At 61.7% G+C, this 21,034-nt stretch carries 21 protein-coding genes; 17 read left to right on the top strand and 4 right to left on the bottom strand.

What is annotated here, in order from left to right:
* Positions 1-3: 3 nt before the first annotated feature.
* Positions 4-996 (top strand): aldo/keto reductase, encoded by a 993-nt coding sequence (locus ACK3SD_RS15115; RefSeq protein WP_481126022.1) that lies wholly within the window; start codon positions 4-6, stop codon positions 994-996.
* On the opposite strand, the gene rsmC is transcribed toward ACK3SD_RS15115, so the two are convergent.
* On the bottom strand, positions 986-2,035 hold the full coding sequence (gene rsmC, locus ACK3SD_RS15110) for a 16S rRNA (guanine(1207)-N(2))-methyltransferase RsmC (protein WP_481126021.1): 1,050 nt from the start codon (positions 2,033-2,035) through the stop codon (positions 986-988). The genes ACK3SD_RS15115 and rsmC overlap by 11 nt on opposite strands.
* Positions 2,036-2,146: 111 nt before the next feature.
* Between rsmC and ACK3SD_RS15105 the strand changes: the two genes are divergently transcribed.
* The 13 genes from ACK3SD_RS15105 to deoD all read left to right on the top strand — a co-directional run bounded on the left by ACK3SD_RS15105 (position 2,147) and on the right by deoD (position 13,887).
* Positions 2,147-2,584, top strand: coding sequence for a DNA polymerase III subunit psi (locus tag ACK3SD_RS15105; RefSeq protein ID WP_137764373.1), 438 nt, complete (start codon positions 2,147-2,149; stop codon positions 2,582-2,584).
* Entirely contained in the window at positions 2,529-2,969 is a 441-nt protein-coding gene (gene rimI, locus ACK3SD_RS15100; RefSeq protein ID WP_481126020.1) for a ribosomal protein S18-alanine N-acetyltransferase, read from the top strand. Before ACK3SD_RS15105 ends, rimI begins: the two co-directional genes overlap by 56 nt.
* Before the next feature lie 168 nt (positions 2,970-3,137).
* Complete coding sequence (locus tag ACK3SD_RS15095; RefSeq protein ID WP_481126019.1) at positions 3,138-3,416, top strand: helix-turn-helix domain-containing protein; 279 nt, start codon at positions 3,138-3,140, stop codon at positions 3,414-3,416.
* Entirely contained in the window at positions 3,395-3,718 is a 324-nt protein-coding gene (locus ACK3SD_RS15090) for a hypothetical protein (RefSeq protein WP_481126018.1), read from the top strand. The genes ACK3SD_RS15095 and ACK3SD_RS15090 overlap by 22 nt, the downstream gene beginning before the upstream one ends.
* Positions 3,719-3,871: 153 nt before the next feature.
* Positions 3,872-5,461 (top strand): peptide chain release factor 3, encoded by a 1,590-nt coding sequence (gene prfC / locus ACK3SD_RS15085; RefSeq protein WP_137764371.1) that lies wholly within the window; start codon positions 3,872-3,874, stop codon positions 5,459-5,461.
* 543 nt (positions 5,462-6,004) lie between these two features.
* Positions 6,005-6,616 carry a molecular chaperone OsmY gene (gene osmY, locus ACK3SD_RS15080; RefSeq protein ID WP_137764370.1) on the top strand — a complete coding sequence of 204 codons (612 nt, stop codon included), beginning with the start codon at positions 6,005-6,007 and terminating at the stop codon, positions 6,614-6,616.
* Between the two features lie 228 nt (positions 6,617-6,844).
* The gene (locus ACK3SD_RS15075; protein ID WP_137764369.1) at positions 6,845-7,006 is read left to right on the top strand and encodes a DUF1328 domain-containing protein; all 162 of its coding nucleotides are present in this window, start codon (positions 6,845-6,847) and stop codon (positions 7,004-7,006) included.
* A 181-nt stretch (positions 7,007-7,187) separates the two neighbouring features.
* Positions 7,188-8,327, top strand: coding sequence for a patatin-like phospholipase family protein (locus tag ACK3SD_RS15070; RefSeq protein WP_481126017.1), 1,140 nt, complete (start codon positions 7,188-7,190; stop codon positions 8,325-8,327).
* Positions 8,324-9,139, top strand: coding sequence for a TatD family hydrolase (locus tag ACK3SD_RS15065; RefSeq protein WP_481126016.1), 816 nt, complete (start codon positions 8,324-8,326; stop codon positions 9,137-9,139). Before ACK3SD_RS15070 ends, ACK3SD_RS15065 begins: the two co-directional genes overlap by 4 nt.
* Before the next feature lie 488 nt (positions 9,140-9,627).
* Positions 9,628-10,407 carry a deoxyribose-phosphate aldolase gene (deoC, locus tag ACK3SD_RS15060; protein ID WP_137764366.1) on the top strand — a complete coding sequence of 260 codons (780 nt, stop codon included), beginning with the start codon at positions 9,628-9,630 and terminating at the stop codon, positions 10,405-10,407.
* Positions 10,408-10,467: 60 nt separating this feature from the next.
* On the top strand, positions 10,468-11,790 hold the full coding sequence (deoA, locus tag ACK3SD_RS15055; protein ID WP_481126015.1) for a thymidine phosphorylase: 1,323 nt from the start codon (positions 10,468-10,470) through the stop codon (positions 11,788-11,790).
* A gap of 78 nt (positions 11,791-11,868) precedes the next feature.
* Entirely contained in the window at positions 11,869-13,092 is a 1,224-nt protein-coding gene (gene deoB / locus ACK3SD_RS15050; protein ID WP_481126014.1) for a phosphopentomutase, read from the top strand.
* A 75-nt stretch (positions 13,093-13,167) separates the two neighbouring features.
* Positions 13,168-13,887, top strand: a complete 720-nt coding sequence (deoD, locus tag ACK3SD_RS15045) for a purine-nucleoside phosphorylase (RefSeq protein ID WP_137764363.1) — start codon at positions 13,168-13,170, stop codon at positions 13,885-13,887.
* A 48-nt stretch (positions 13,888-13,935) separates the two neighbouring features.
* On the opposite strand, the gene ACK3SD_RS15040 is transcribed toward deoD, so the two are convergent.
* Positions 13,936-14,592 (bottom strand): YtjB family periplasmic protein, encoded by a 657-nt coding sequence (locus tag ACK3SD_RS15040; RefSeq protein WP_137764362.1) that lies wholly within the window; start codon positions 14,590-14,592, stop codon positions 13,936-13,938.
* Between the two features lie 197 nt (positions 14,593-14,789).
* Between ACK3SD_RS15040 and serB the strand changes: the two genes are divergently transcribed.
* From serB to nadR, 3 genes are all read left to right on the top strand, one after another.
* The gene (gene serB, locus ACK3SD_RS15035) at positions 14,790-15,764 is read left to right on the top strand and encodes a phosphoserine phosphatase (RefSeq protein ID WP_481126013.1); all 975 of its coding nucleotides are present in this window, start codon (positions 14,790-14,792) and stop codon (positions 15,762-15,764) included.
* A gap of 105 nt (positions 15,765-15,869) precedes the next feature.
* Positions 15,870-17,252, top strand: coding sequence for a DNA repair protein RadA (radA, locus tag ACK3SD_RS15030; RefSeq protein ID WP_137764360.1), 1,383 nt, complete (start codon positions 15,870-15,872; stop codon positions 17,250-17,252).
* 63 nt (positions 17,253-17,315) lie between these two features.
* Positions 17,316-18,548, top strand: a complete 1,233-nt coding sequence (gene nadR / locus ACK3SD_RS15025) for a multifunctional transcriptional regulator/nicotinamide-nucleotide adenylyltransferase/ribosylnicotinamide kinase NadR (RefSeq protein ID WP_481126012.1) — start codon at positions 17,316-17,318, stop codon at positions 18,546-18,548.
* Between the two features lie 39 nt (positions 18,549-18,587).
* Here the strand turns inward: nadR and ettA are convergent, their stop codons facing one another.
* Both ettA and rcsA read right to left on the bottom strand, forming a co-directional pair.
* Positions 18,588-20,255 (bottom strand): energy-dependent translational throttle protein EttA, encoded by a 1,668-nt coding sequence (ettA, locus tag ACK3SD_RS15020; RefSeq protein WP_137764358.1) that lies wholly within the window; start codon positions 20,253-20,255, stop codon positions 18,588-18,590.
* 163 nt (positions 20,256-20,418) lie between these two features.
* Positions 20,419-21,033: a transcriptional regulator RcsA gene (gene rcsA / locus ACK3SD_RS15015; RefSeq protein ID WP_137764357.1), complete on the bottom strand. Its 615-nt coding sequence runs from the start codon at positions 21,031-21,033 to the stop codon at positions 20,419-20,421.
* Position 21,034 lies beyond the last annotated feature (1 nt).

Here is a 21,034-nt window from a genome sequence, read left to right as displayed (position 1 = left end):
ACAATGCAAACACGCCAATTGGGAAAAAATGGGCCAGTGGTCTCCGCCATCGGGTTGGGCTGCATGGGGATGAGCGACTTCTACTCCACCGGCGCGGATGCCGACGAGGCGGTCGCCACGTTGCACCGCGCGCTGGAGCTGGGGGTGACGATGCTGGATACGGCAGACATCTATGGGCCGCACACCAATGAGCAGCTGATTGGCCGCGCCATCAAGGGCAAGCGCGAGCAGGTGTTCCTCGCCACCAAGTTTGGCATTTTGCGCGATCCCAGCGCGCCGTCGCGCCGCGGCGTGGACAGCCGGCCGGAATATATCCGCGCCTCGCTGGAGGGCAGCCTGAAGCGGTTGCAGGTGGATCATATCGATCTCTACTACCAGCACCGGGTCGATCCGTCGGTGCCAATTGAGGAGGTGGTGGGCACGCTGGCCGATCTGGTGCGCGAGGGCAAGATCCGCTACCTCGGGCTGAGCGAGGCCTCCGCCGCCACGCTGGCGCGGGCGTGCGCCGTGCACCCCATTACTGCCCTACAGACCGAGTACTCGCTCTGGTCACGGGAGGTAGAGCAGGAGATTTTGCCTGCTTGTGAACATTTAGGCGTGGGCTTTGTGCCCTACAGCCCGCTCGGGCGCGGTTTTCTGACCGGTAAGATTGCCACGCCAGAGGATCTGGCCGCGGATGATTTCCGCCGGGGCAACCCGCGCTTTAGCCCGGAGAACTTCGCCAAAAATTTGCAGCTGGTGGAGGGGATCCGCACACTGGCGGCAGGGAAGGGGGTAACGGCCGGCCAGCTGGCGCTGGCGTGGGTACTGGCACAGGGATCGCACATCGTGCCGATTCCCGGCACCAAGCGCCGCCGCTATCTGGAGGAGAATATCGCTGCCGTGGAGATCACCCTCGATCCGGGTGAACAGGCGGCGATCGCGGCCCTGTTTGCGCCCCAGGCGATCGCGGGGGATCGCTATGAGGCGCATGTGATGCCGATGCTTAACGTCTAGATTTTTTCTTCGGCGCGCGCGGCGGGCGGCCCAGTTCAGCCTGATAGACCTTGAAGCGGCCGGTCTGGGCCAGCACTTCATGGCTGCCAAAAGTGGCGTCGAGGATATCGGCGTACGGCAGGAAGGCGTTGGCGACGATGCGCAGCTTGCCGCCGATGTGCAGGTGGCTGGCTGCGCCGCGGATCAGCATCTCGGCCGCGTGCAGGCTGGTTTGCAGCCCCTCGTGGAACGGCGGGTTAGAGACGATCATATCGAAGCGCCCGCTGATGTCGGAGTAGACGTTGCTGGCGATCACGTTGCCCTCCAGGCCATTGGCGGCCAGCGTGGCGCGGCTCGCCTCCAGCGCGGCGGCATTGACGTCGCTCAGCGTCAGCTTCACCTTCGGGAAGTGGGTGCCGAGTACCGCACCCACCACGCCCGCGCCACAGCCGATGTCTAGCACCGTGCCTTTGATGTCCTCGCTGAAGGTGCCCAGCAGCAACATACTGCCCGGATCGAGCGCGTCACGGCTGAAGACGCCCGGCAGGGTCTTCACCGTCACATCGGCAATCACGTAGGACTCCCACCAGTCGTCGGCGTCGAAGGCCGGTTGCTGCTCCAGACGGCCGTGGTAGAGGCCGCAGCGGCGCGCGCTGTCGATCTTCTGCAACGGGCTGTTCTCCTCCAGCATCCCCTCGGCGCTGCGCACGCCCGCGCGGTTCTCGCCCACCACAAACACCTCGGTGCCGACCGGCAGCAGCGACAGCAGGTTGGCGAGCTGGAACTGCGCCTCCTGCTTGCTCTTCGGCCAGTAGTAGATCAGCACCTCGCTCTGGCTGACGAACTCCGCCTCTGCCAGCAGGCCATACTGCACGTTATCCCCCAGCGCTTTACTGAGCATCTGTCCGTGATGATATTGGTTGGTGTGGACACGCACCTCCGCCGCGTCGAACTGGGCGGGCAGGCTGTCTTGGAGGTCGCCGGCAAACAGCACGCGGCGTCCGGCAAATTCATCAGTGTGGCGCAGTATGACTTCACTGGCAGGGGTTAATGCAGACATCAGGTTGTGGCTCCTTTGGAAGATGACCGGGGATTATAGAGGTTTGTTGGCGCATGTTCGATGGGTTTGCTAGCATAGCGCGGCACATTTGGGTGCTTGGCAGGATTTGGCATGGCAACGCGACGCGACATACTGTTACAACAACTGGGCATCACGCAGTGGACCCTGCGCCGCCCGGCGGTCTTGCAGGGTGAAATCGCCGTCCACCTGCCGGACGGAACCCGGCTGCTTCTGGTGGCGGAAAGCCCGCCGCCAGCCGATCACCCGCTGGTGCGTGACCTGCTGCGGGCGCTGGAGCTGGATGCCCATCAGGTCTACAGCCTGACGCCCGATCAGGCGGCGATGCTGCCGGAAGGCACCCGCTGCACCAGTTGGCGCCTTGGCGTCAGTACACCGCTGGCCCTTGAGGGGGTACAGCTCTCCAGCCCGGCCCTGCCGGCGCTATCCCAGGACGCCGGCGCGAAACGCGCCCTTTGGCAGCAGATTTGTGAACATGAACAGCATCTCCATCCTGACGCCGGACGACCATCCGCGCGCCATGCAGATTGAACGCGCCAGCCACGCCTTTCCGTGGAGTGACGCCACCTTCGCCGGCAACCAAGGCGATCGTTACCTGAATTTGAAGATCATGGCCGACGGGCAGATGGCCGGTTTCGCCATCACCCAGGTGGTGCTGGATGAGGCGACGCTGTTCAACATCGCCATCGATCCCGCCTTCCAACGCCGTGGGCTGGGGCGCACCCTGCTCACCGGGCTGATTGCCGAGCTGGAGACGCGCGACATCATGACCCTGTGGCTGGAGGTGCGCGCCTCCAACCAGCCCGCCCTCGCGCTGTATGAGGATCTTGGCTTCAATGAGGTGTCACTGCGCCGCAACTACTACCCCACTGCCACCGGCCGCGAAGACGCGGTGATCATGGCACTGCCGCTGTAACCTCCCCAAAACGGATAAGTGAATAATTACCCCTTATCCGTTGTTTTTCGCCCTCAAAACAACTGATAAGAAGTAAATCGAGGCTTTTACAATTAGTGCGTTGTTTTCTCCAGCAAATACAACCCATGCGTTGTAATAGCATGGCATCGATAGGGGGAGGGCACCCATATGAAAACCTTGGAGCAGCTGGCCGCCGCGTTAAAACAGCGGCGGCAGGCATTGGATCTGAACCAGAAAGATATGCTGATGAAAATTGGCATGTCTCAGCAGCAGTACCAGCGCATTGAGGCAGGGGGGGACGTGCGCCTCTCTACTCTGTTGCGGGTGCTGGAGGGCATGGATCTGGAGCTGGTGCTGTTGCCACGTGAGGCCGCCCGGCGCACTAAGGAGTGGCCGGTGGAGACACCCGCCGACCCGGTGGGCGAGTGGGATGCCCTGATGGGTTGAATGGCCGGCTCTCCCCGGCCTATGACATCCTCTGCACGCTGCCCTATGTGCGTGACGAGCAGGAGATGACACTCAACATGGCGCATGAGAAACGCTGGTCTCAGATCAGTTGGGAGACGTTCTCCCGTTGGGCACAGCGCTCGGGCGTCGCCTGGCCGGCCATCCGTGTCCATCTGGAGGAGGCGTTGCAGCGTGCGCGGGCCGAGTGGCCTGACAGGCTGGCGGCGCTGCCGATACATGACGCCCACAAGGCGGCCCTGCGTGCCTACTGGTCGGCGCTGCACCGGGATTTTCGGCTGTAGGCCAGTCCCCATGAACAATATTTCAACATTGATTGTCTCTGCGGGTTAAATCATAGAAAATAGCGCCCCATTATTACTCCTTTCCGCTTTGCCCGGTGCCGTTCGCGGCGCGATCTGATGGTCGCAGGGCGGTACAACGATAGAAACGTGAAAATGTCTCCAAGTGAATACGCCCGCGAAGTGGCCAAGCGCCGTACCTTCGCCATTATCTCCCACCCCGATGCGGGTAAAACCACCATCACTGAAAAGGTGTTGCTGTTCGGACAGGCGATCCAGACCGCCGGTACAGTGAAGGGCCGCGGCTCGAACCAGCACGCCAAATCTGACTGGATGGAGATGGAAAAACAGCGTGGGATCTCTATCACCACCTCGGTGATGCAGTTCCCCTATCGCGATGCGCTGGTCAACCTGCTGGATACCCCCGGGCACGAGGACTTCTCCGAGGATACCTACCGTACCCTGACGGCGGTGGACTGCTGCCTGATGGTGATCGACGCCGCGAAAGGCGTTGAGGATCGCACCCGCAAGCTGATGGAAGTCACCCGCCTGCGTGACACGCCGATCCTGACCTTCATGAACAAACTTGACCGCGACATCCGTGACCCGATGGAGGTAATGGATGAGGTGGAGCGCGAGCTGAAAATTGCCTGTTCGCCTATCACCTGGCCGATTGGCTGCGGCAAGCTGTTCAAGGGCGTGTACCACCTCTATAAGAATGAGACTTACCTCTACCAGACCGGTAAGGGCCATACCATCCAGGAAGTGCGCATCGTCAAAGGGCTGGATAATCCGGAGCTGGACGCCGCGGTCGGCGAAGATCTGGCGGCCCAGCTGCGTGATGAACTGGAGCTGGTGCAGGGCGCGTCCCATGAGTTTGAGCGTGAAGCCTTCCTTAATGGTGAGCTGACGCCGGTCTTCTTCGGTACTGCACTGGGTAACTTCGGCGTTGACCACATGCTGGATGGACTGGTGGAGTGGGCGCCAGCACCGATGCCGCGCAAAACTGACGTGCGCGAAGTGACGGCGGAAGAGGAGAAGTTCACGGGCTTCGTGTTCAAGATCCAGGCGAACATGGATCCGAAACACCGTGACCGCGTGGCTTTCATGCGCGTGGTCTCCGGCCGCTACGAGAAGGGCATGAAGATGCGCCAGGTGCGCACCGGCAAGGACGTGGTGATCTCTGACGCGCTGACCTTCATGGCGGGCGACCGCTCGCACGTGGAAGAGGCCTATCCCGGCGACATCCTCGGCCTGCACAACCACGGCACCATCCAGATCGGCGACACCTTCACCCAGGGTGAGGATATGAAGTTCACCGGCATCCCGAACTTTGCGCCAGAACTGTTCCGCCGCATCCGCCTGCGTGACCCGCTGAAGCAGAAGCAGTTGCTGAAGGGGCTGGTGCAGCTCTCCGAAGAGGGCGCGGTGCAGGTGTTCCGCCCCATCGCCAACAACGACCTGATTGTCGGCGCGGTCGGGGTACTGCAGTTTGACGTGGTGGTGGCACGCCTCAAGAGCGAGTACAACGTTGAGGCGATCTATGAGTCGGTCAACGTCTCCACCGCCCGCTGGGTGGAGTCCACGGACGTGAAGAAATTTGAGGAGTTCAAGCGCAAGTGCGAACTCAACCTGGCGCTGGATGGCGGTGACAACCTCACCTACATCGCCCCGACCATGGTGAACCTCAACCTGACGCAAGAGCGCTTCCCGGAAGTGACCTTCCGCAAAACCCGCGAGCATTAATCCATGCGATGAAAAAAACGGCAGCGATGCCGTTTTTTTTCGGCTGTAGCATGTTGTTACCTTCCCATTTCCCCTACCCAAAGCAGGAGAATTGCCGCTTTTTGCCGCAATATTCTCCTGTTTTGCTGCTTTTTTCATCCTGATTCCTCGGACTAGTCTGCATTTCCCGCCATTTCCGCAAATTTCCTTCAACCTCGTCATTTATCGACTATATTTAAGTTGTGCTTGCGAAACAGCGCGATAAAGCACTGATACGGGAGTTACTCACAGCGGCTTATCTGGGATTTTCGTCACTGAGTGGCGTTTAGTTCTGAATGAAGCGGTTGCTGAAGGGAACAACGGCGGGAGGCCGGGCAGCGCCAGGGAAGGGGCGGGCAAGGATGCAGTTTTGCCAGACAAAGGATGGTTTTGACTTTAAGACGCACACGACGCAACGCTTTTGACGTGCATAAGAACGTGAAATGGTCGGTCAGCTTGGTGGCAACGCCGGATATGGCCGACGGGTCCCGATGGTTGGGGATCACAACATAAAGGAATAAATCGATGAAAAAGTCTAAATTTGCCTATTCAATGATGGCCGTAGTGTTGAGTTCTGCGCTGGTGGGCGGTAATGCACTGGCGGAAACCATGACAAGCAAAGCGGACAGCGCCGCAACCTCCGCTGGCGATAAAATCGATAGCTCGGTAAACAAAGTCAGCAACTACATGGGTGACAGCGCGGTCACTGCCAAGGTGAAAAGCGCGCTGGTGGATGACGAGGCGATCAAAAGCACCGACATCTCGGTTGATACCACCAACGGCGTCGTAACCCTGAGCGGCTTCGTGGCCAGCCAGGCGGAAGCGGACAAAGCCGTGGCCGTGACCAAGAAAGTGGAGGGTGTCACCTCCGTCAGCGACAAGCTGCACGTACGTGACAGCAAAGAGCAGACCGCCAAAGCCTATGCGGGCGACGCTGCCACCACCACCGAAGTGAAGGCCAAACTGTTGGCTGACGACAATGTGCCCTCCCGCAACGTGAAAGTGATCACCACCGAAGGCGTGGTACAGCTGAGCGGTACTGTGGAGAATCAGGCGCAGTCTGAGCGTGCTGAAGGCATCGCCAAGGCTGTTGACGGGGTGAAATCCGTTAAAAACGACCTGACCATCAAGCCATAACATCTGGGGCCATCAGGCCCCGATGACCCGAGGTCAGGGCCGCCCCGTCGGGGCGGCCGGTAACTAACCAAAACCACAAGAAAAAACGACCGTGTCAGTCCTAAAGAGGGGGCGGGTCAGGCAATTTCCTGATTTTACGCTATCTTTTTAACACGGGTTTCATCGTCAGACGGTGAGATCCAGGCTGTATAACGGTGTCTCGAATTTCAATAAGGTAAGGAGAGATTTATGTTTCGATGGGGCATTATCTTTTTAGTCATCGCGCTGATCGCTGCGGCGCTGGGCTTTGGTGGACTGGCAGGTACTGCGGCGTGGGCTGCAAAAATTGTCTTCGTCGTCGGCATCATCCTGTTCCTGATCAGTCTGTTTACCGGTCGCCGCCGCTCTTAGCGAGCTGACGCACCCGCTGGCCGCCACATGATGGAAACGTGTGGCTGGCCAACGGAATGTACGCCATTGGCTCATTGGTAGGACGCCACCCACCCCGGCCAGCAGGGCGCCAAGGGGTGACAGCCAGGAGGCCCGCCGGTTATCCTCCCCGGTGCGGAATAGCCGGGTAATGAGGTGAAGGTTGGGATATAGGATACCCATCACGCTGGGGAATATTGAGTCCCTGGCCTACAAACCCTACCGGCCAGGCAAAATTGCGCTGGTATGTGAAGGGGGCGGACAACGTGGAATCTTCACGGCCGGTGTGCTGGATGAGTTCCAACGCGCCCACTTCGATCCCTTCGACCTGTTGATCGGCACCTCTGCCGGTGCGCAAAACCTCTCCGCCTTTGTCTGTCGCCAGCCCGGCTATGCCCGGCGCGTGATCTCCCGCTACACTACCGCTCCCCAGTTCTTCAACCCTTTGCGCTTTGTGCGCGGCGGCCACCTGATCGATCTCGACTGGCTGGTGGAGGCAACCCACCAACAGATGCCGCTGGCGTTGGGGCAGGCTTCCGACTACCTCGGCAATGGCCGGGAATTCCTGATGTGCGCCTGCCGCAGCGATGACTACTCGCCGGTTTACTTTGCGCCGACGCCGGAGAACTGGCTGTCGGTGCTCAAGGCCTCCAGCGCCATTCCCGGCTTTTACCGGCAGGGGGTGGAGCTGGAGGGGGTGAGCTACCAGGATGGCGGCATCAGCGCGGCCATCCCGGTGGAAGAGGCGTGGCAGCGCGGCGCGGATACCATCATCGTCATCCGCACGGTGCCGTCGCAGATGTTCTACACGCCGCAGTGGATGAAACGGATGGAGCAGTGGCTGAGCGAAAGCAGCCTGCAACAGCTGATCCACATGATGCAGCACCATGAGCAGAGCTATCGCCGCATCCAGCAATTCATCGAACAGCCGCCGGACAACCTGCGCATCTTTGAGATCTTCCCGCCTAAACCACTGGCCAGCCGGGCGCTCGGCAGCCGCCTGCCAGCGCTGAACCGCGACTATCACCTCGGACGGCGCTGCGCGCGTTACTTCCTCGCCACCGTTGCCCACTGGCTGTTGCCGCAGGACGATCAGGTGCCAGACATCCTGCCGCTCACCAAGGTGCCGGACGCCGTGCTCGCTGGCACGCCACCGCCGCCCGCGGGCGAACCGGCCAATACGCCGCTGGTCACCGACGCGCCACTGGTGGCCGCCGTGAGCGATGCCGTCAGCGGACTGCTGGCCGATGCGCCGCCAGTGGCGCAAAATGAGGAACCCGATGATCAGGAGCAGGCCGGATGACCCTTCCACGTTACTTTATTGATACCCATTGCCACTTTGATTTCCCGCCCTTTGTGCATGACGCGCAACAGAGCATCGCGCAGGCGGCGGCGCACGGCGTGCGGCAGATCATTGTGCCAGCCATCAGCGCCGACCGCTTTGCCCTCGTCAGCGAGCTGGCCGCCAGCCATCCGGCGCTCTTTGCCGCCCTCGGGCTGCACCCGCTGTTCATCGACCGGCATGATGACGCGGCGCTGGCGGCACTGGCCGATCGCCTGCGGCAGCCCGACCCCAAGTGCGTGGCGGTGGGGGAGATTGGCTTGGATCTCTATATGGAGAATCCGCGTTTTGAGCGGCAGAAGGCGCTGCTGGCGGCGCAGTTCCATCTGGCGAAGCAGGCGAACCTGCCGGTGATCCTGCACTCGCGCCGCACCCATGACCCGCTGGCGGCGATGCTGCGTCAACATAAGTTGCCAGCCACCGGCGTGGTGCATGGCTTTGCTGGCAGCCAGTCGCAGGCAGAAGCCTTCATCAAGCTGGGCTACGCGATTGGCGTCGGCGGCACCATCACCTATGAGCGGGCGCAGAAGACCCGGCGTACCCTCGCCGCGTTGCCGCTCTCCTCGCTGCTGCTGGAGACCGACGCCCCCGACATGCCGCTGGCCGGTTACCAAGGCCAGCCCAATCGGCCGGAGCGCGCGGCGCTGACCTTTGAGGTGCTCTGCCAGTTGCGCAGTGAACCGGCCGAAGAGATTGCCGCCGCCCTGAATGCCAATACCCGCCGCATCTTTAACCTGCCGCTGCTGGCTGACCAGTCTGAAAAAGCAATGTAATAAAAATAACATTTTTGCTGCCGGGCCACGGCGTTTGTATACCGGTTGACAAAACTTTTCACCGCTGGCGCGGAAATCCCATTCTCTTCCCGTTGTGACTATTATAACATCCTGCCTTGCAAATCCCTGCCAGCGCGGCCTGCGGGCCGGGACGGCGCACCGGGCCAGGTAGCCTGGTGTACACTCATAATTGCGGTCATTTTCTGAGCTTGAAACGATTAACATGTGATGTCTGTCACATGTAATCTAAACGCGTTACAATTGGCTTTCAGATTTTGTGAAACAGAACACATAAGCGTCCCCTTATGCATGTTTCAATAGCCAACGCTGGCCGGCGCCGGCTAGTGCGGTGAGAAGGATCTCAACGGTGGTATGCGCCTGCGTGCCCGCCTGCTCTTCACGGAACCAAGTCCGCTCGCCAACCTGTAGAGTGCGTTGCCCTCAGACCTGATCGTGGTTGTCAGCAACGATAACTGTTGGAGAGTCATATGACCGATTTAACCGCCGCAGCGCAGCGTGCGCTGAGCCTCATGGATTTAACCACCCTGAACGAAGACGACACCGATGAGAAGGTGATTGCGCTCTGCCGTCAGGCGAAAAGCCCGGCTGGCAACACCGCGGCCATCTGCATCTACCCGCGCTTTATCCCGGTGGCCCGCAAGGCGCTGCGTGAGCAGGGCACCCCTGAGATCCGCATCGCTACCGTGACCAACTTCCCGCATGGCAATGATGACGTGGAGATCGCGCTGGCAGAAACCCGCGCGGCCATCGCCTACGGCGCGGATGAGGTGGACGTGGTCTTCCCCTACCGGGCGCTGATCGCGGGCAACGAGCAAGTGGGCTTTGAGCTGGTGAAAGCCTGCAAAGAGGCCTGTGCGTCAGCTAACGTGCTGCTGAAAGTGATCATCGAAACCGGTGAGCTGAAGCAGGCGGCGCTGATCCGTAAGGCGTCCGAGATCGCCATCAAGGCGGGCGCAGACTTCATCAAGACCTCCACCGGCAAGGTGCCGGTCAACGCCACGCCAGAGAGCGCCGAGCTGATGATCCAGGTGATCCACGATCTGGGCGTCGGTGAGCAGGTCGGCTTCAAACCGGCTGGCGGTGTGCGCACCGCGGAAGACGCGGCGCACTATCTGGCGATTGCCGGGCGCATCATGGGCGACCAGTGGGCCGACGCGCGCCACTTCCGCTTCGGTGCCTCCAGCCTGCTAGCCAGCTTGCTGACCACGCTGGGCCATGCCAGCGGCAACGCAAACGGCGGCTACTGATGGGCCTGCCGCGCCGGTTTTCCGGCGCGGCCTTCACTCATGTGACGCAAGGGGGACACCTTGTTTCTGGCACAAGAAATTATTCGAAAAAAACGTGACGGCCAGCCGCTGACAGAAGAGGAAATTCGCTTCTTCATCAATGGCATTCGCGACAACCAGGTTTCAGAGGGTCAGATCGCCGCGCTGGCGATGACCATCTATTTCCATGACATGACCATGCCGGAGCGCGTGGCGCTGACGATGGCGATGCGCGACTCGGGCACGGTGCTGAACTGGCAGAGTCTGGGGCTGAATGGCCCGGTGGTGGACAAGCACTCCACCGGCGGCGTCGGCGACGTGACGTCGCTGATGCTGGGGCCGATGGTGGCGGCGTGCGGCGGCTACGTGCCGATGATCTCCGGGCGCGGCCTTGGTCACACCGGCGGTACGCTGGACAAGTTGGAGGCGATTCCCGGCTTCGACATCTTCCCGGATGATGCCCGCTTCCGTACCATCATCCAGCAGGTAGGGGTGGCGATCATCGGCCAGACCAGCTCGCTGGCACCGGCGGACAAGCGTTTCTACGCCACGCGTGACATCACCGCCACCGTAGATTCCATCCCGCTGATCACCGCCTCGATTCTGGCGAAAAAGCTGGCCGAGGGACTGGACGCGCTGGTGATGGACGTGAAGGTAGGCTCCGGCGCGTTCATGCCGACCTACGAACAGTCCGAGTCGCTGGCGCAGGCGATTGTTGGCGTCGCCAATGGCGCAGGCTGCAACACCACGGCGCTGCTGACGGACATGAACCAGGTGCTGGCTTCCAGCGCTGGCAACGCGGTCGAGGTGCGCGAAGCCGTGCGCTTCCTGACCGGCGAATACCGCAATCCACGCCTGTTTGAGGTCACGATGGCCCTCTGCGTGGAGATGCTGCTGTCGGGCGGCTTGGCGAAGGATGACGCCGAGGCCCGCACCAAACTGCAAACCGTGCTGGACAACGGCGCGGCGGCAGAGATCTTTGGCCGGATGGTGGCCGCCCAACGCGGCCCCACCGATTTTATTGAGCACTACGATCGTTATCTGCCGGCGGCGACGCTGAGCAAACCGGTCTATGCGACGGAGAAGGGCTATATCCGCGCCGTGGACACCCGCGCGCTGGGCATGGCCGTGGTGACCCTCGGGGGTGGCCGCCGGCGGGCGTCGGACAGCATCGACTATAGCGTCGGCCTGACCTCGGTGGCCCGGCTGGGCGAGCAGGTGGACACCCAGCAGCCGCTGGCGATGATCCACGCCAACAGCGAGGAGTCCTGGTGGCAAGCGGCGGAGGCGGTACGCGCCGCTATCACGCTCGGCGAGCAACCGCCGGAGGCGACGCCGGTCATCTACCAACGCATCCGGGCATAACGGTCACCCTTTCGCGTAGCCCTGTGGCCCGGCTGGCAGCCCGCCGCACAAACGCGTAAACACACGCAGGAGAACAGAATGAAACGTACGTTTATCATGGTGTTGGACTCTTTCGGTATCGGCCACAGCGCAGACGCCGAACGGTTTGGCGACAAAGGTGCCGACACGCTGGGACACATTGCCGAAGCCTGCGCGCGCGGCGAGGCTGACGTGGGCCGCAAGGGGCCGCTGCATATGCCGAACATGAGCCGACTGGGGCTGGGCAAGGCGGCGGAAGCCTCCACCGGCACCTTCCCGCCGGGGCTGGACGCCAACGCTGACATCATCGGCGCCTACGCTTTCGCCAGCGAACTCTCCTCCGGCAAGGACACCCCGTCCGGCCACTGGGAGATTGCTGGCGTGCCGGTGCTGTTTGACTGGGGCTACTTCACCGACACCGAAAACAGCTTCCCGCAGGCGTTGTTGGACAAGCTGGTGGAACGCGCCAACCTGCCGGGCTACCTCGGCAACTGCCACTCCTCTGGCACGGTGATCCTTGACCAGCTGGGCGAGGAGCACATGAAAACCGGCAAGCCGATCTTCTACACCTCGGCGGACTCGGTATTCCAGATCGCCTGCCACGAAGAGACCTTCGGGCTGGAGCGGCTCTATGAGCTGTGCGAAATCGCGCGCGAGGAGCTGACTGAGGGCGGCTACAACATTGGCCGCGTGATTGCCCGCCCGTTCGTTGGCAACAAGGCCGGCGAGTTTGAGCGCACCGGCAACCGCCATGACCTGGCGGTGGAGCCGCCGGCACCGACCATCCTGAAAAAGATGGTGGACGAGAAGCAGGGCGAGGTGGTTTCCATCGGCAAGATCGCGGACATCTACGCGCAGGTCGGCATCACCAAAAAAGTGAAGGCCACCGGGCTGGACGCGCTATTTGACGCCACCGTTAAAGAGATGGCGGCGGCGGGTGACAACACCATCGTCTTCACCAACTTTGTGGACTTCGACTCCGCCTACGGCCACCGCCGCGACGTGCCCGGCTATGCCGCGGCGCTGGAGCTGTTTGACCGCCGCCTGCCGGAGCTGATGGAGCTGGTTGGCCCGGATGACATGCTGATCCTGACTGCCGACCACGGCTGCGACCCGACCTGGACCGGCACCGATCACACCCGTGAGCACATCCCGGTGCTGATCTACGGCCCGAAAATCAAGCCGGGCTTCCTCGGCAAGCGCGACACCTTCGCTGACATCGGCCAGACCGTTGCCAGCTACTTCGGCATGTCGCCGATGGAATACGGCAAGTCCATGCTGTAACCTGATCTGCGCGCCGCCTCCGGGCGGCGCGGTTTTTATGATTAACGTCAGAATTTGTGAAATAAGGAACTGAATATGGCTACGCCGCATATCAATGCTGAAATGGGTGATTTTGCAGACGTGGTACTGATGCCGGGCGATCCGCTGCGTGCCAAGTACATCGCGGAGACCTTCCTGGAAGACGTGCGTCTGGTCAACGAAGTGCGCGGTATGCTGGGCTACACCGGCACCTACAAGGGCCGCAAAATCTCCGTCATGGGCCACGGCATGGGCATCCCCTCCTGCTCCATCTACGCCAAAGAGCTGATCACTGAGTTCGGCGTGAAGAAGATCATCCGTGTTGGCTCCTGCGGCGCGGTGCGCAGCGACGTGAAACTGCGTGACGTGGTGATCGGCATGGGCGCCTGCACCGATTCCAAGGTGAACCGCCTGCGCTTCAAGGATCACGACTACGCCGCCATCGCTGACTTTGACATGGTGCGCCATGCAGTGGACGCGGCGAAGGCCAAGGGTATCCCGGCACGCGTCGGCAACATCTTCTCCGCTGACCTGTTCTACACCCCAGATCCGCAGATGTTCGACGTGATGGAGAAGTACGGCATTCTCGGCGTAGAGATGGAAGCGGCGGGCATCTATGGCGTGGCGGCAGAGTTCGGCGCGAAAGCGCTGGCGATCTGCACCGTCTCTGACCATATCCGCACCCACGAGCAGACCACTGCTGACGAGCGCCAGACCACCTTCAACGAGATGATCGAGATCGCGCTGGAGTCAGTGCTGCTGGGCGACCAGGAGTAACGGCCACAGGCTGAAAAAAAACCGCGCCCCGGCGCGGTTTTTTTATGCTCAGGATTTGCCGGGCGGATCCTCTGGCTCCTCCTTTACCGGCCGGGCGGCGGTGAGCAGGAAGGGGGATTGCTGCCAGCGGCTGCGGCGGTGCTGCAACAGGGTGCGCGCCAAAATGATGCCGACCGCCAGCGCCAGCAGCATCATCAGCCGCAGCAGGTTGGTGGTGTTGTCCACCTGCTTGGACTCGGTTGCCAGCACGTGGGTATCCAGCGTGATGCGCAAGAACCCCTCGGGATCGGCACGGTCGCCAATCGGCTCGACAATCTGGTGGTTGAAGTAGCTGCCAGCACGCTTGCCATCCAGCGCCAACCGGTCACGCACCGGCACCGTCTCGCCAGCGTGCGCCACCAGCGTGCCATCCATCTGGTAGACGCCCGCGTCCAGGATGCGGCTGTTGTCATCCGTCAGGCGCGCCAGTAGCGCGGTGATCTTGTCGCTGTCGACGTTTTCATTGTCGCTGTCCATCAGCGGCGTTAATGAGTAGGCGACCTGCCGCGCCAATGTTTGCGCCAGCTCCTCCACCTGCTCTGAGCGCGCCATCTGGTGGCTCAGGCTGAAGTAGGAGGCGCCCTGCATCAACCCGACCAGCAGCGCCAGGCAGATCAGCACGATTACGGTACGGTGCAGGCGGAATGTGAATGTGGCTCGGGCCATGCCGTGTCCTTCAGAGGATTTGATCAGTTTCATGTTGCCAGAAGCAAGGGCGATAGGATAGCTTGAGGCGCGTTTAACGAGGCCACGCGCCATGCCCCTGAGGCCATTTGCACGCCGCGTTATCAGTTAAATCCATGCCGGGCCTGCCGGCGAGCCAAGTTTACCATGACCCCTCTGCACCCCTACAGGAGTTAACGATGTCGACCAGTCTGACCTATTGCGATCTTCCGGCGGAGATCGATCAATGGCCGGGGCTTCCCCTCTCTTTAAGCGGCGATGAAGTGATGCCGCTTGACTACCGCGCGGGCCAGACCGGCTGGTTGCTCTATGGCAGAGGGCTGGACAAGCAGACCCTGACCCACTTCCAACGCGAGCTGGGCAACGCGCTGGTGATCGTGAGCGCTTGGCGCATCGGCGACTGCTGCGTGGCGCGCCTCGCTGGCACCCTGACACCGGCGGTTGCCGAGCTGGCGGATCGCCGGGGGCTGGATGTTGCGCCGCTCGGCAAGCTGCCCGACCTGCGTATGCCGGGCCTGCTGGTGATGGACATGGACTCCACCGCGATTGAGATTGAGTGCATCGACGAGATCGCCAAGCTGGCGGGCGTCGGCGAGCAGGTGGCGGAAGTGACCGAGCGGGCGATGCGCGGCGAGCTGGACTTCAGCGCCAGCCTGCGCCAGCGCGTCGGCACGCTCAAGGGGGCGGACGCCAATATCCTGAAGACGGTGCGCGACCAGCTGCCGCTGATGCCGGGCCTAACCGAGCTGGTCAGCCGCCTGCATGGCTTTGGCTGGCATGTGGCCATCGCCTCTGGCGGCTTTACCTACTTCGCCGAGTACCTGCGTGAGCGTCTCAATTTGGTGGCGATTGCCGCCAACGAACTGGAGCTGCGCGACGGCAAGCTGACCGGTGAGGTGCTGGGGCCGATTGTCGATGCCCAGTACAAGGCTGACGTCCTGCAATCTCTGGCGGAGAAGCTGGAGATTCCTGCTTCCCAGACGGTAGCGATTGGCGACGGTGCCAACGACCTGCTGATGATCCAGGCCGCCGGGCTGGGGCTGGCCTACCACGCCAAGCCGAAGGTCTACGCGCAGGCGAAGGTCTGCATCCGCCACGCCGACCTGACCGGCGTGCTCTGCGTATTGAGCGGCAGCTTCCGCGACGGCATCTAAGGGCTGGTTATCCATCCAGTTGTTGGGGTAGAATAGGGAACTTCACGGCGTGCGCGGCGCGCCCGGTTCCCACGACGCCCCGGCGTCAGAAACATGAGGTAGGCTGTGGCTAAAGCTCCGAAACGTGCGTTTGTCTGTAATGAGTGTGGGGCGGATTATCCGCGCTGGCAGGGGCAGTGCAGCGCCTGCCAGGCCTGGAATACCATTACCGAAGTGCGCGTGGCCGCCTCCCCGTCGTCGGCACGTACCGAGCGCTTCAGCGGCTACGCTGGCGATGCCGGTGTCAGCAAGGTGCAGAAACTCTCCGAGATCAGCCTTGAGGAGTTGCCGCGCTTCAGCACCGGCTTCAAGGAGTTCGACCGGGTGCTGGGCGGCGGCGTGGTGCCCGGCAGCGCCATCCTGATTGGCGGCAGCCCCGGTGCCGGCAAGAGTACCCTGCTGTTGCAGACCCTCTGCAAGCTCTCCGAAAACATGAAGACGCTCTACGTCACCGGCGAGGAGTCGCTCCAGCAGGTGGCGATGCGCGCCCATCGCCTCGGCCTGCCGACCGCCAACCTCAACATGCTCTCCGAAACCAGCATCGAGCAGATCTGCCTGATCGCCGAGCAGGAGCAGCCGAAGCTGATGGTGATCGACTCCATCCAGGTGATGCACATGGCGGAGATCCAATCCTCGCCGGGCAGCGTGGCGCAGGTGCGTGAAACCGCCGCCTACCTGACGCGCTTCGCCAAGACGCGCGGCGTGGCGATCATCATGGTCGGCCACGTCACCAAGGATGGCTCGCTGGCTGGCCCGAAGGTGCTGGAGCACTGCATCGACTGTTCGGTACTGCTGGATGGCGATGCTGACTCCCGCTTCCGTACCCTGCGCAGCCACAAGAACCGCTTTGGCGCAGTGAATGAGCTGGGCGTGTTCGCGATGACCGAGCAGGGGCTGCGCGAGGTGAGCAACCCCTCTGCCATCTTCCTCAGCCGCGGTGACGAGGTCATGTCCGGCAGCGCGGTGGTGGTGGTCTGGGAGGGCACCCGGCCACTGCTGGTGGAGATTCAGGCGCTGGTCGATCACTCCATGATGTCCAACCCGCGCCGCGTGGCGGTGGGGCTGGAGCAGAACCGGCTGGCGATCCTGCTGGCGGTGCTGCACCGCCACGGCGGGTTGCAGATGGCCGATCAGGATGTGTTCGTCAACGTGGTAGGCGGCGTGAAGGTGACGGAGACCAGCGCCGACCTCTCGCTGCTGCTGGCGTTGGTCTCCAGCCTGCGTGACCGCCCGTTGCCGCAGGATCTGGTGGTGTTCGGCGAGGTGGGGCTGTCCGGCGAGATCCGCCCGGTGCCGAGCGGCCAGGAGCGCGTCTCCGAGGCGGCCAAGCACGGCTTCAAGCGCGCGATTGTGCCGCACGCCAACATGCCGAAAAAGCTGCCGCCCAACATGCAGGTATTCGGCGTGAAGAAGCTGGCTGACGCGCTGGCGATCCTCGACGACCTGTAATAAGCGATCTGTCGCCGTGAGTTGTGATAGGGTGGTTTACTGCCCTGAACAAGAGGATCGGCGATGTCGCAGTTTGATTACCTGAAGGCGGCGATTAAGCAGAAAGGCTGTACGCTACAGCAGGTGGCGGACGCCAGTGGAATGACCAAAGGCTATTTAAGCCAACTCCTTAATGACAAAATAAAAAGCCCCAGCGCCCAGAAGTTGCAGGCGCTGCACCGCTTTCTGGGGCTGGACTACCCGCGCCGCGAGTCACGCATTGGCGTGGTGTTTGGTAAATTTTACCCCCTGCATACCGGCCACATCTACCTCATCCAGCGCGCGTGTAGCCAGGTGGATGAGCTGCACATCGTGATGGGCTATGACGAGCCGCGCGACCGCGAGCTGTTTGAGAATAGCTCGATGTCCCAGCAGCCGACGGTCAGTGATCGCCTGCGCTGGCTGCTGCAAACCTTCAAGTACCAGAAGAACATCCGCATCCACGCCTTCAATGAGGAGGGGGTGGAGCCATACCCGCACGGCTGGGACGTCTGGAGCCATAACATCAAGGCGTTTATGGCAGAGAAGGGCATTGATCCGGCAGTGATCTACACCAGCGAGGAGCAGGACGCGCCGCAATACCGCGAGCACCTCGGCATCCACACGGTGCTGATTGACCCGCAGCGCTCCTTCATGAACATCAGCGGTACGCTGATTCGCCAGGATCCGTTCCGCTACTGGGAGTACATCCCCACCGAGGTTAAACCCTTCTTCGTGCGCACCGTAGCCATCCTCGGCGGCGAGTCGAGCGGCAAATCGACGCTGGTCAACAAGCTGGCTAACATCTTCAACACCACCAGCGCCTGGGAGTATGGCCGCGATTACGTCTTCTCCCACCTCGGTGGCGATGAGATGGCGCTGCAATACTCCGACTATGACAAGATCGCCCTTGGGCAGGCGCAGTACATCGACTTTGCGGTGAAGTACGCCAACAAAGTGGCAATTATCGATACCGATTTCGTCACCACGCAGGCGTTCTGCAAAAAGTATGAGGGGCGCGAGCACCCGTTTGTGCAGGCGATGATTGATGAGTACCGCTTCGATCTGGTGATTTTGCTGGAGAACAACACGCCTTGGGTGGCTGATGGCTTACGCAGCCTCGGGAGCAGCGGCGACCGGCAGAGTTTCCAGCAGTTGCTGGTGGAGATGCTGAACAAAAACCGTGTGGAGTTCGTGCATGTGGAGTCGTCAGATTACGACCAGCGCTTCCTGCGCTGCATTGAGCTGATCCAGCAGTTGCTCGGCATCCGCCAGTAGGCAAAAAAATGGCCCGCTTGGGCGGGCCATCTCAACGCATTACTTCGCGATCTTCTTGTACTTGATGCGGTGCGGCTCCAGCGCCTCAGCGCCGAGGGTACGCTTCTTGTACTCTTCGTATTCGGTAAAGTTACCTTCGAAGAACTCCACCTTGCCCTCATCCTGATAATCGATGATGTGGGTGGCGATACGGTCAAGGAACCAACGGTCGTGGGAGATGACCATCGCACAGCCTGGGAACTCCAGCAGGGCGTTCTCCAGTGCGCGCAGGGTTTCGATGTCCAGGTCGTTGGTTGGCTCATCGAGCAGCAGCATGTTGCCGCCGACCTGCAACAGCTTCGCCAGGTGCAGACGGCCACGCTCACCGCCGGACAGTTCGCCGACACGTTTGCCCTGATCCACACCCTTGAAGTTGAAGCGGCCAACGTAGGCGCGGCTTGGCATCTCAAAGTTGCCGATGCGCATGATGTCCTGACCGTTGGAGACCTCTTCCCAGACGGTTTTCTTGCCATCCATGCTGTCGCGGAACTGGTCTACCGACGCCAGACGCACCGTCTCACCGAGGGAGATGTCACCGGAGTCTGGCTGCTCCTTGCCGGAGAGCATACGGAACAGCGTCGATTTACCGGCACCGTTCGGGCCGATGATGCCGACAATCGCACCCTTCGGCAGCGCGAAGCTCAGGTCGTCGATCAGCACGCGATCGCCGTAGGATTTGCTCAGGTGCTCCACTTCCAGCACCTTGTCGCCCAGACGTGGGCCAGGCGGAATGAACAGCTCGCTGGTTTCGTTGCGCTTCTGGTACTCAACGTTGTTAAGCTCCTCGAAGCGGGCCAGACGCGCCTTGCCTTTCGACTGACGGCCCTTGGCACCCTGACGCACCCACTCCAGCTCTTTCTCGATGGATTTGCGGCGCGCGGCTTCGGCAGAGGCTTCCTGCGCCAGACGCTGGTCTTTCTGCTCCAGCCAGGAGGAGTAGTTGCCCTCCCACGGAATGCCCTCGCCGCGGTCCAGCTCCAGGATCCAACCCGCAACGTTGTCGAGGAAGTAACGGTCGTGGGTGATCGCCACCACGGTGCCTTCGTAGTCGTGCAGGAAGCGCTCCAGCCAGGCCACGGACTCGGCGTCCAGGTGGTTGGTCGGTTCGTCGAGCAGCAGCATGTCCGGCTTCTCCAGCAGCAGGCGGCAGATCGCGACGCGGCGACGCTCACCCCCGGAGAGGTTGCTGATTTTCGCATCCCAGGCCGGCAGGCGCAGCGCATCGGCGGCACGCTCCAGCTGGTTGTCGAGGTTGTGGCCGTCGTGGGACTGGATGATCGCTTCCAGTTCGCCCTGTACCTTGGCCAGCTTGTCGAAATCGGCTTCCGGGTCGGCATAGGCCGCGTAGACCTCATCCAGACGGGCCAGCGCGCTCTTCACTTCCGCGACCGCTTCCTCGATGGATTCGCGGACGGTCTGCTCCATGTTGAGCTGCGGCTCCTGCGGCAGGTAGCCGATTTTGATGCCGGGCTGCGGGCGCGCTTCGCCTTCGATGTCTTTGTCGATGCCCGCCATGATGCGCAGCAGGGTCGATTTACCCGCGCCGTTCAGGCCCAGCACGCCGATTTTGGCACCTGGGAAGAAGCTGAGGGAGATGTTCTTCAGAATATGACGCTTCGGCGGAACCACTTTTCCGACGCGATGCATGGTATAGACGTATTGAGCCACGTTGGATTGAGCCTCTTTTCAGATCCGTGTGTTGGAGTTTGGCTGCGGAGTGTAGCCCGTTTCCGGGCACGATGACAGCCGAACGCATTGACCACACAGTATAGCGACGGCGGCCGTGCTCCGCAGCTAAAAGCGCCGGTTATGCTGCCCGGCGCACACCGCGTCAGCGCGGCTGGATCGGGATGCCGTTGGTCAGCTGTTCCACCAGCCGGGCGACGTGGTGGATCACCTGCTTGCTCTGGCTGCCGACCTTGCGCTTAATGTTGCCCTTGTAGAGCGACACGGTTTTGCGGTGGATATTCAGCCGCGCCGAGATGGCCGGTGTCGGTTGGCCCGCCATCCACATCGCCAGCACCCGGTGCTCCGAGGCACTGAGGGAGAGGGGGGCGGCCGGCGGGGCAACGGCGTGCTCCGGGCAGGCCAGCGCCAAAAAGGGGCGCAACGTGTGCGGGCGGGCGGTCTTCGGCAGCAGCACGATGTTCGGGCCAATCGCGACGAACTCGCGGTAGTGCAGCGGCTCTCGATCAATGAAAATCACGAACTGCACCTGCGGCGCAGCGGCGATCATCTGGCGAAGCCGCGTGGCGCTCTCCGGCTGGCGGCAGAAACAGGCCTCGTTGATAAACACCACCTGCGGCTGCACCAGCGCCATATTGTCATGCAGGTCGGCCAGAGTTTTCACCGCCAGCACATCCTGGCTGGGCTGGCTCATCTCAAGCAGCGTGGTCAGTAGCGCCAGCCGGGTGAAGTGGCACTGGTCAACAATAATCGCAGACATG

Source organism: Chimaeribacter sp. YP20170169 (assembly GCF_056739715.1).
Note: the sequence above shows the minus strand (reverse complement) of the source record. Positions and strands in the feature narration are given on the sequence as shown.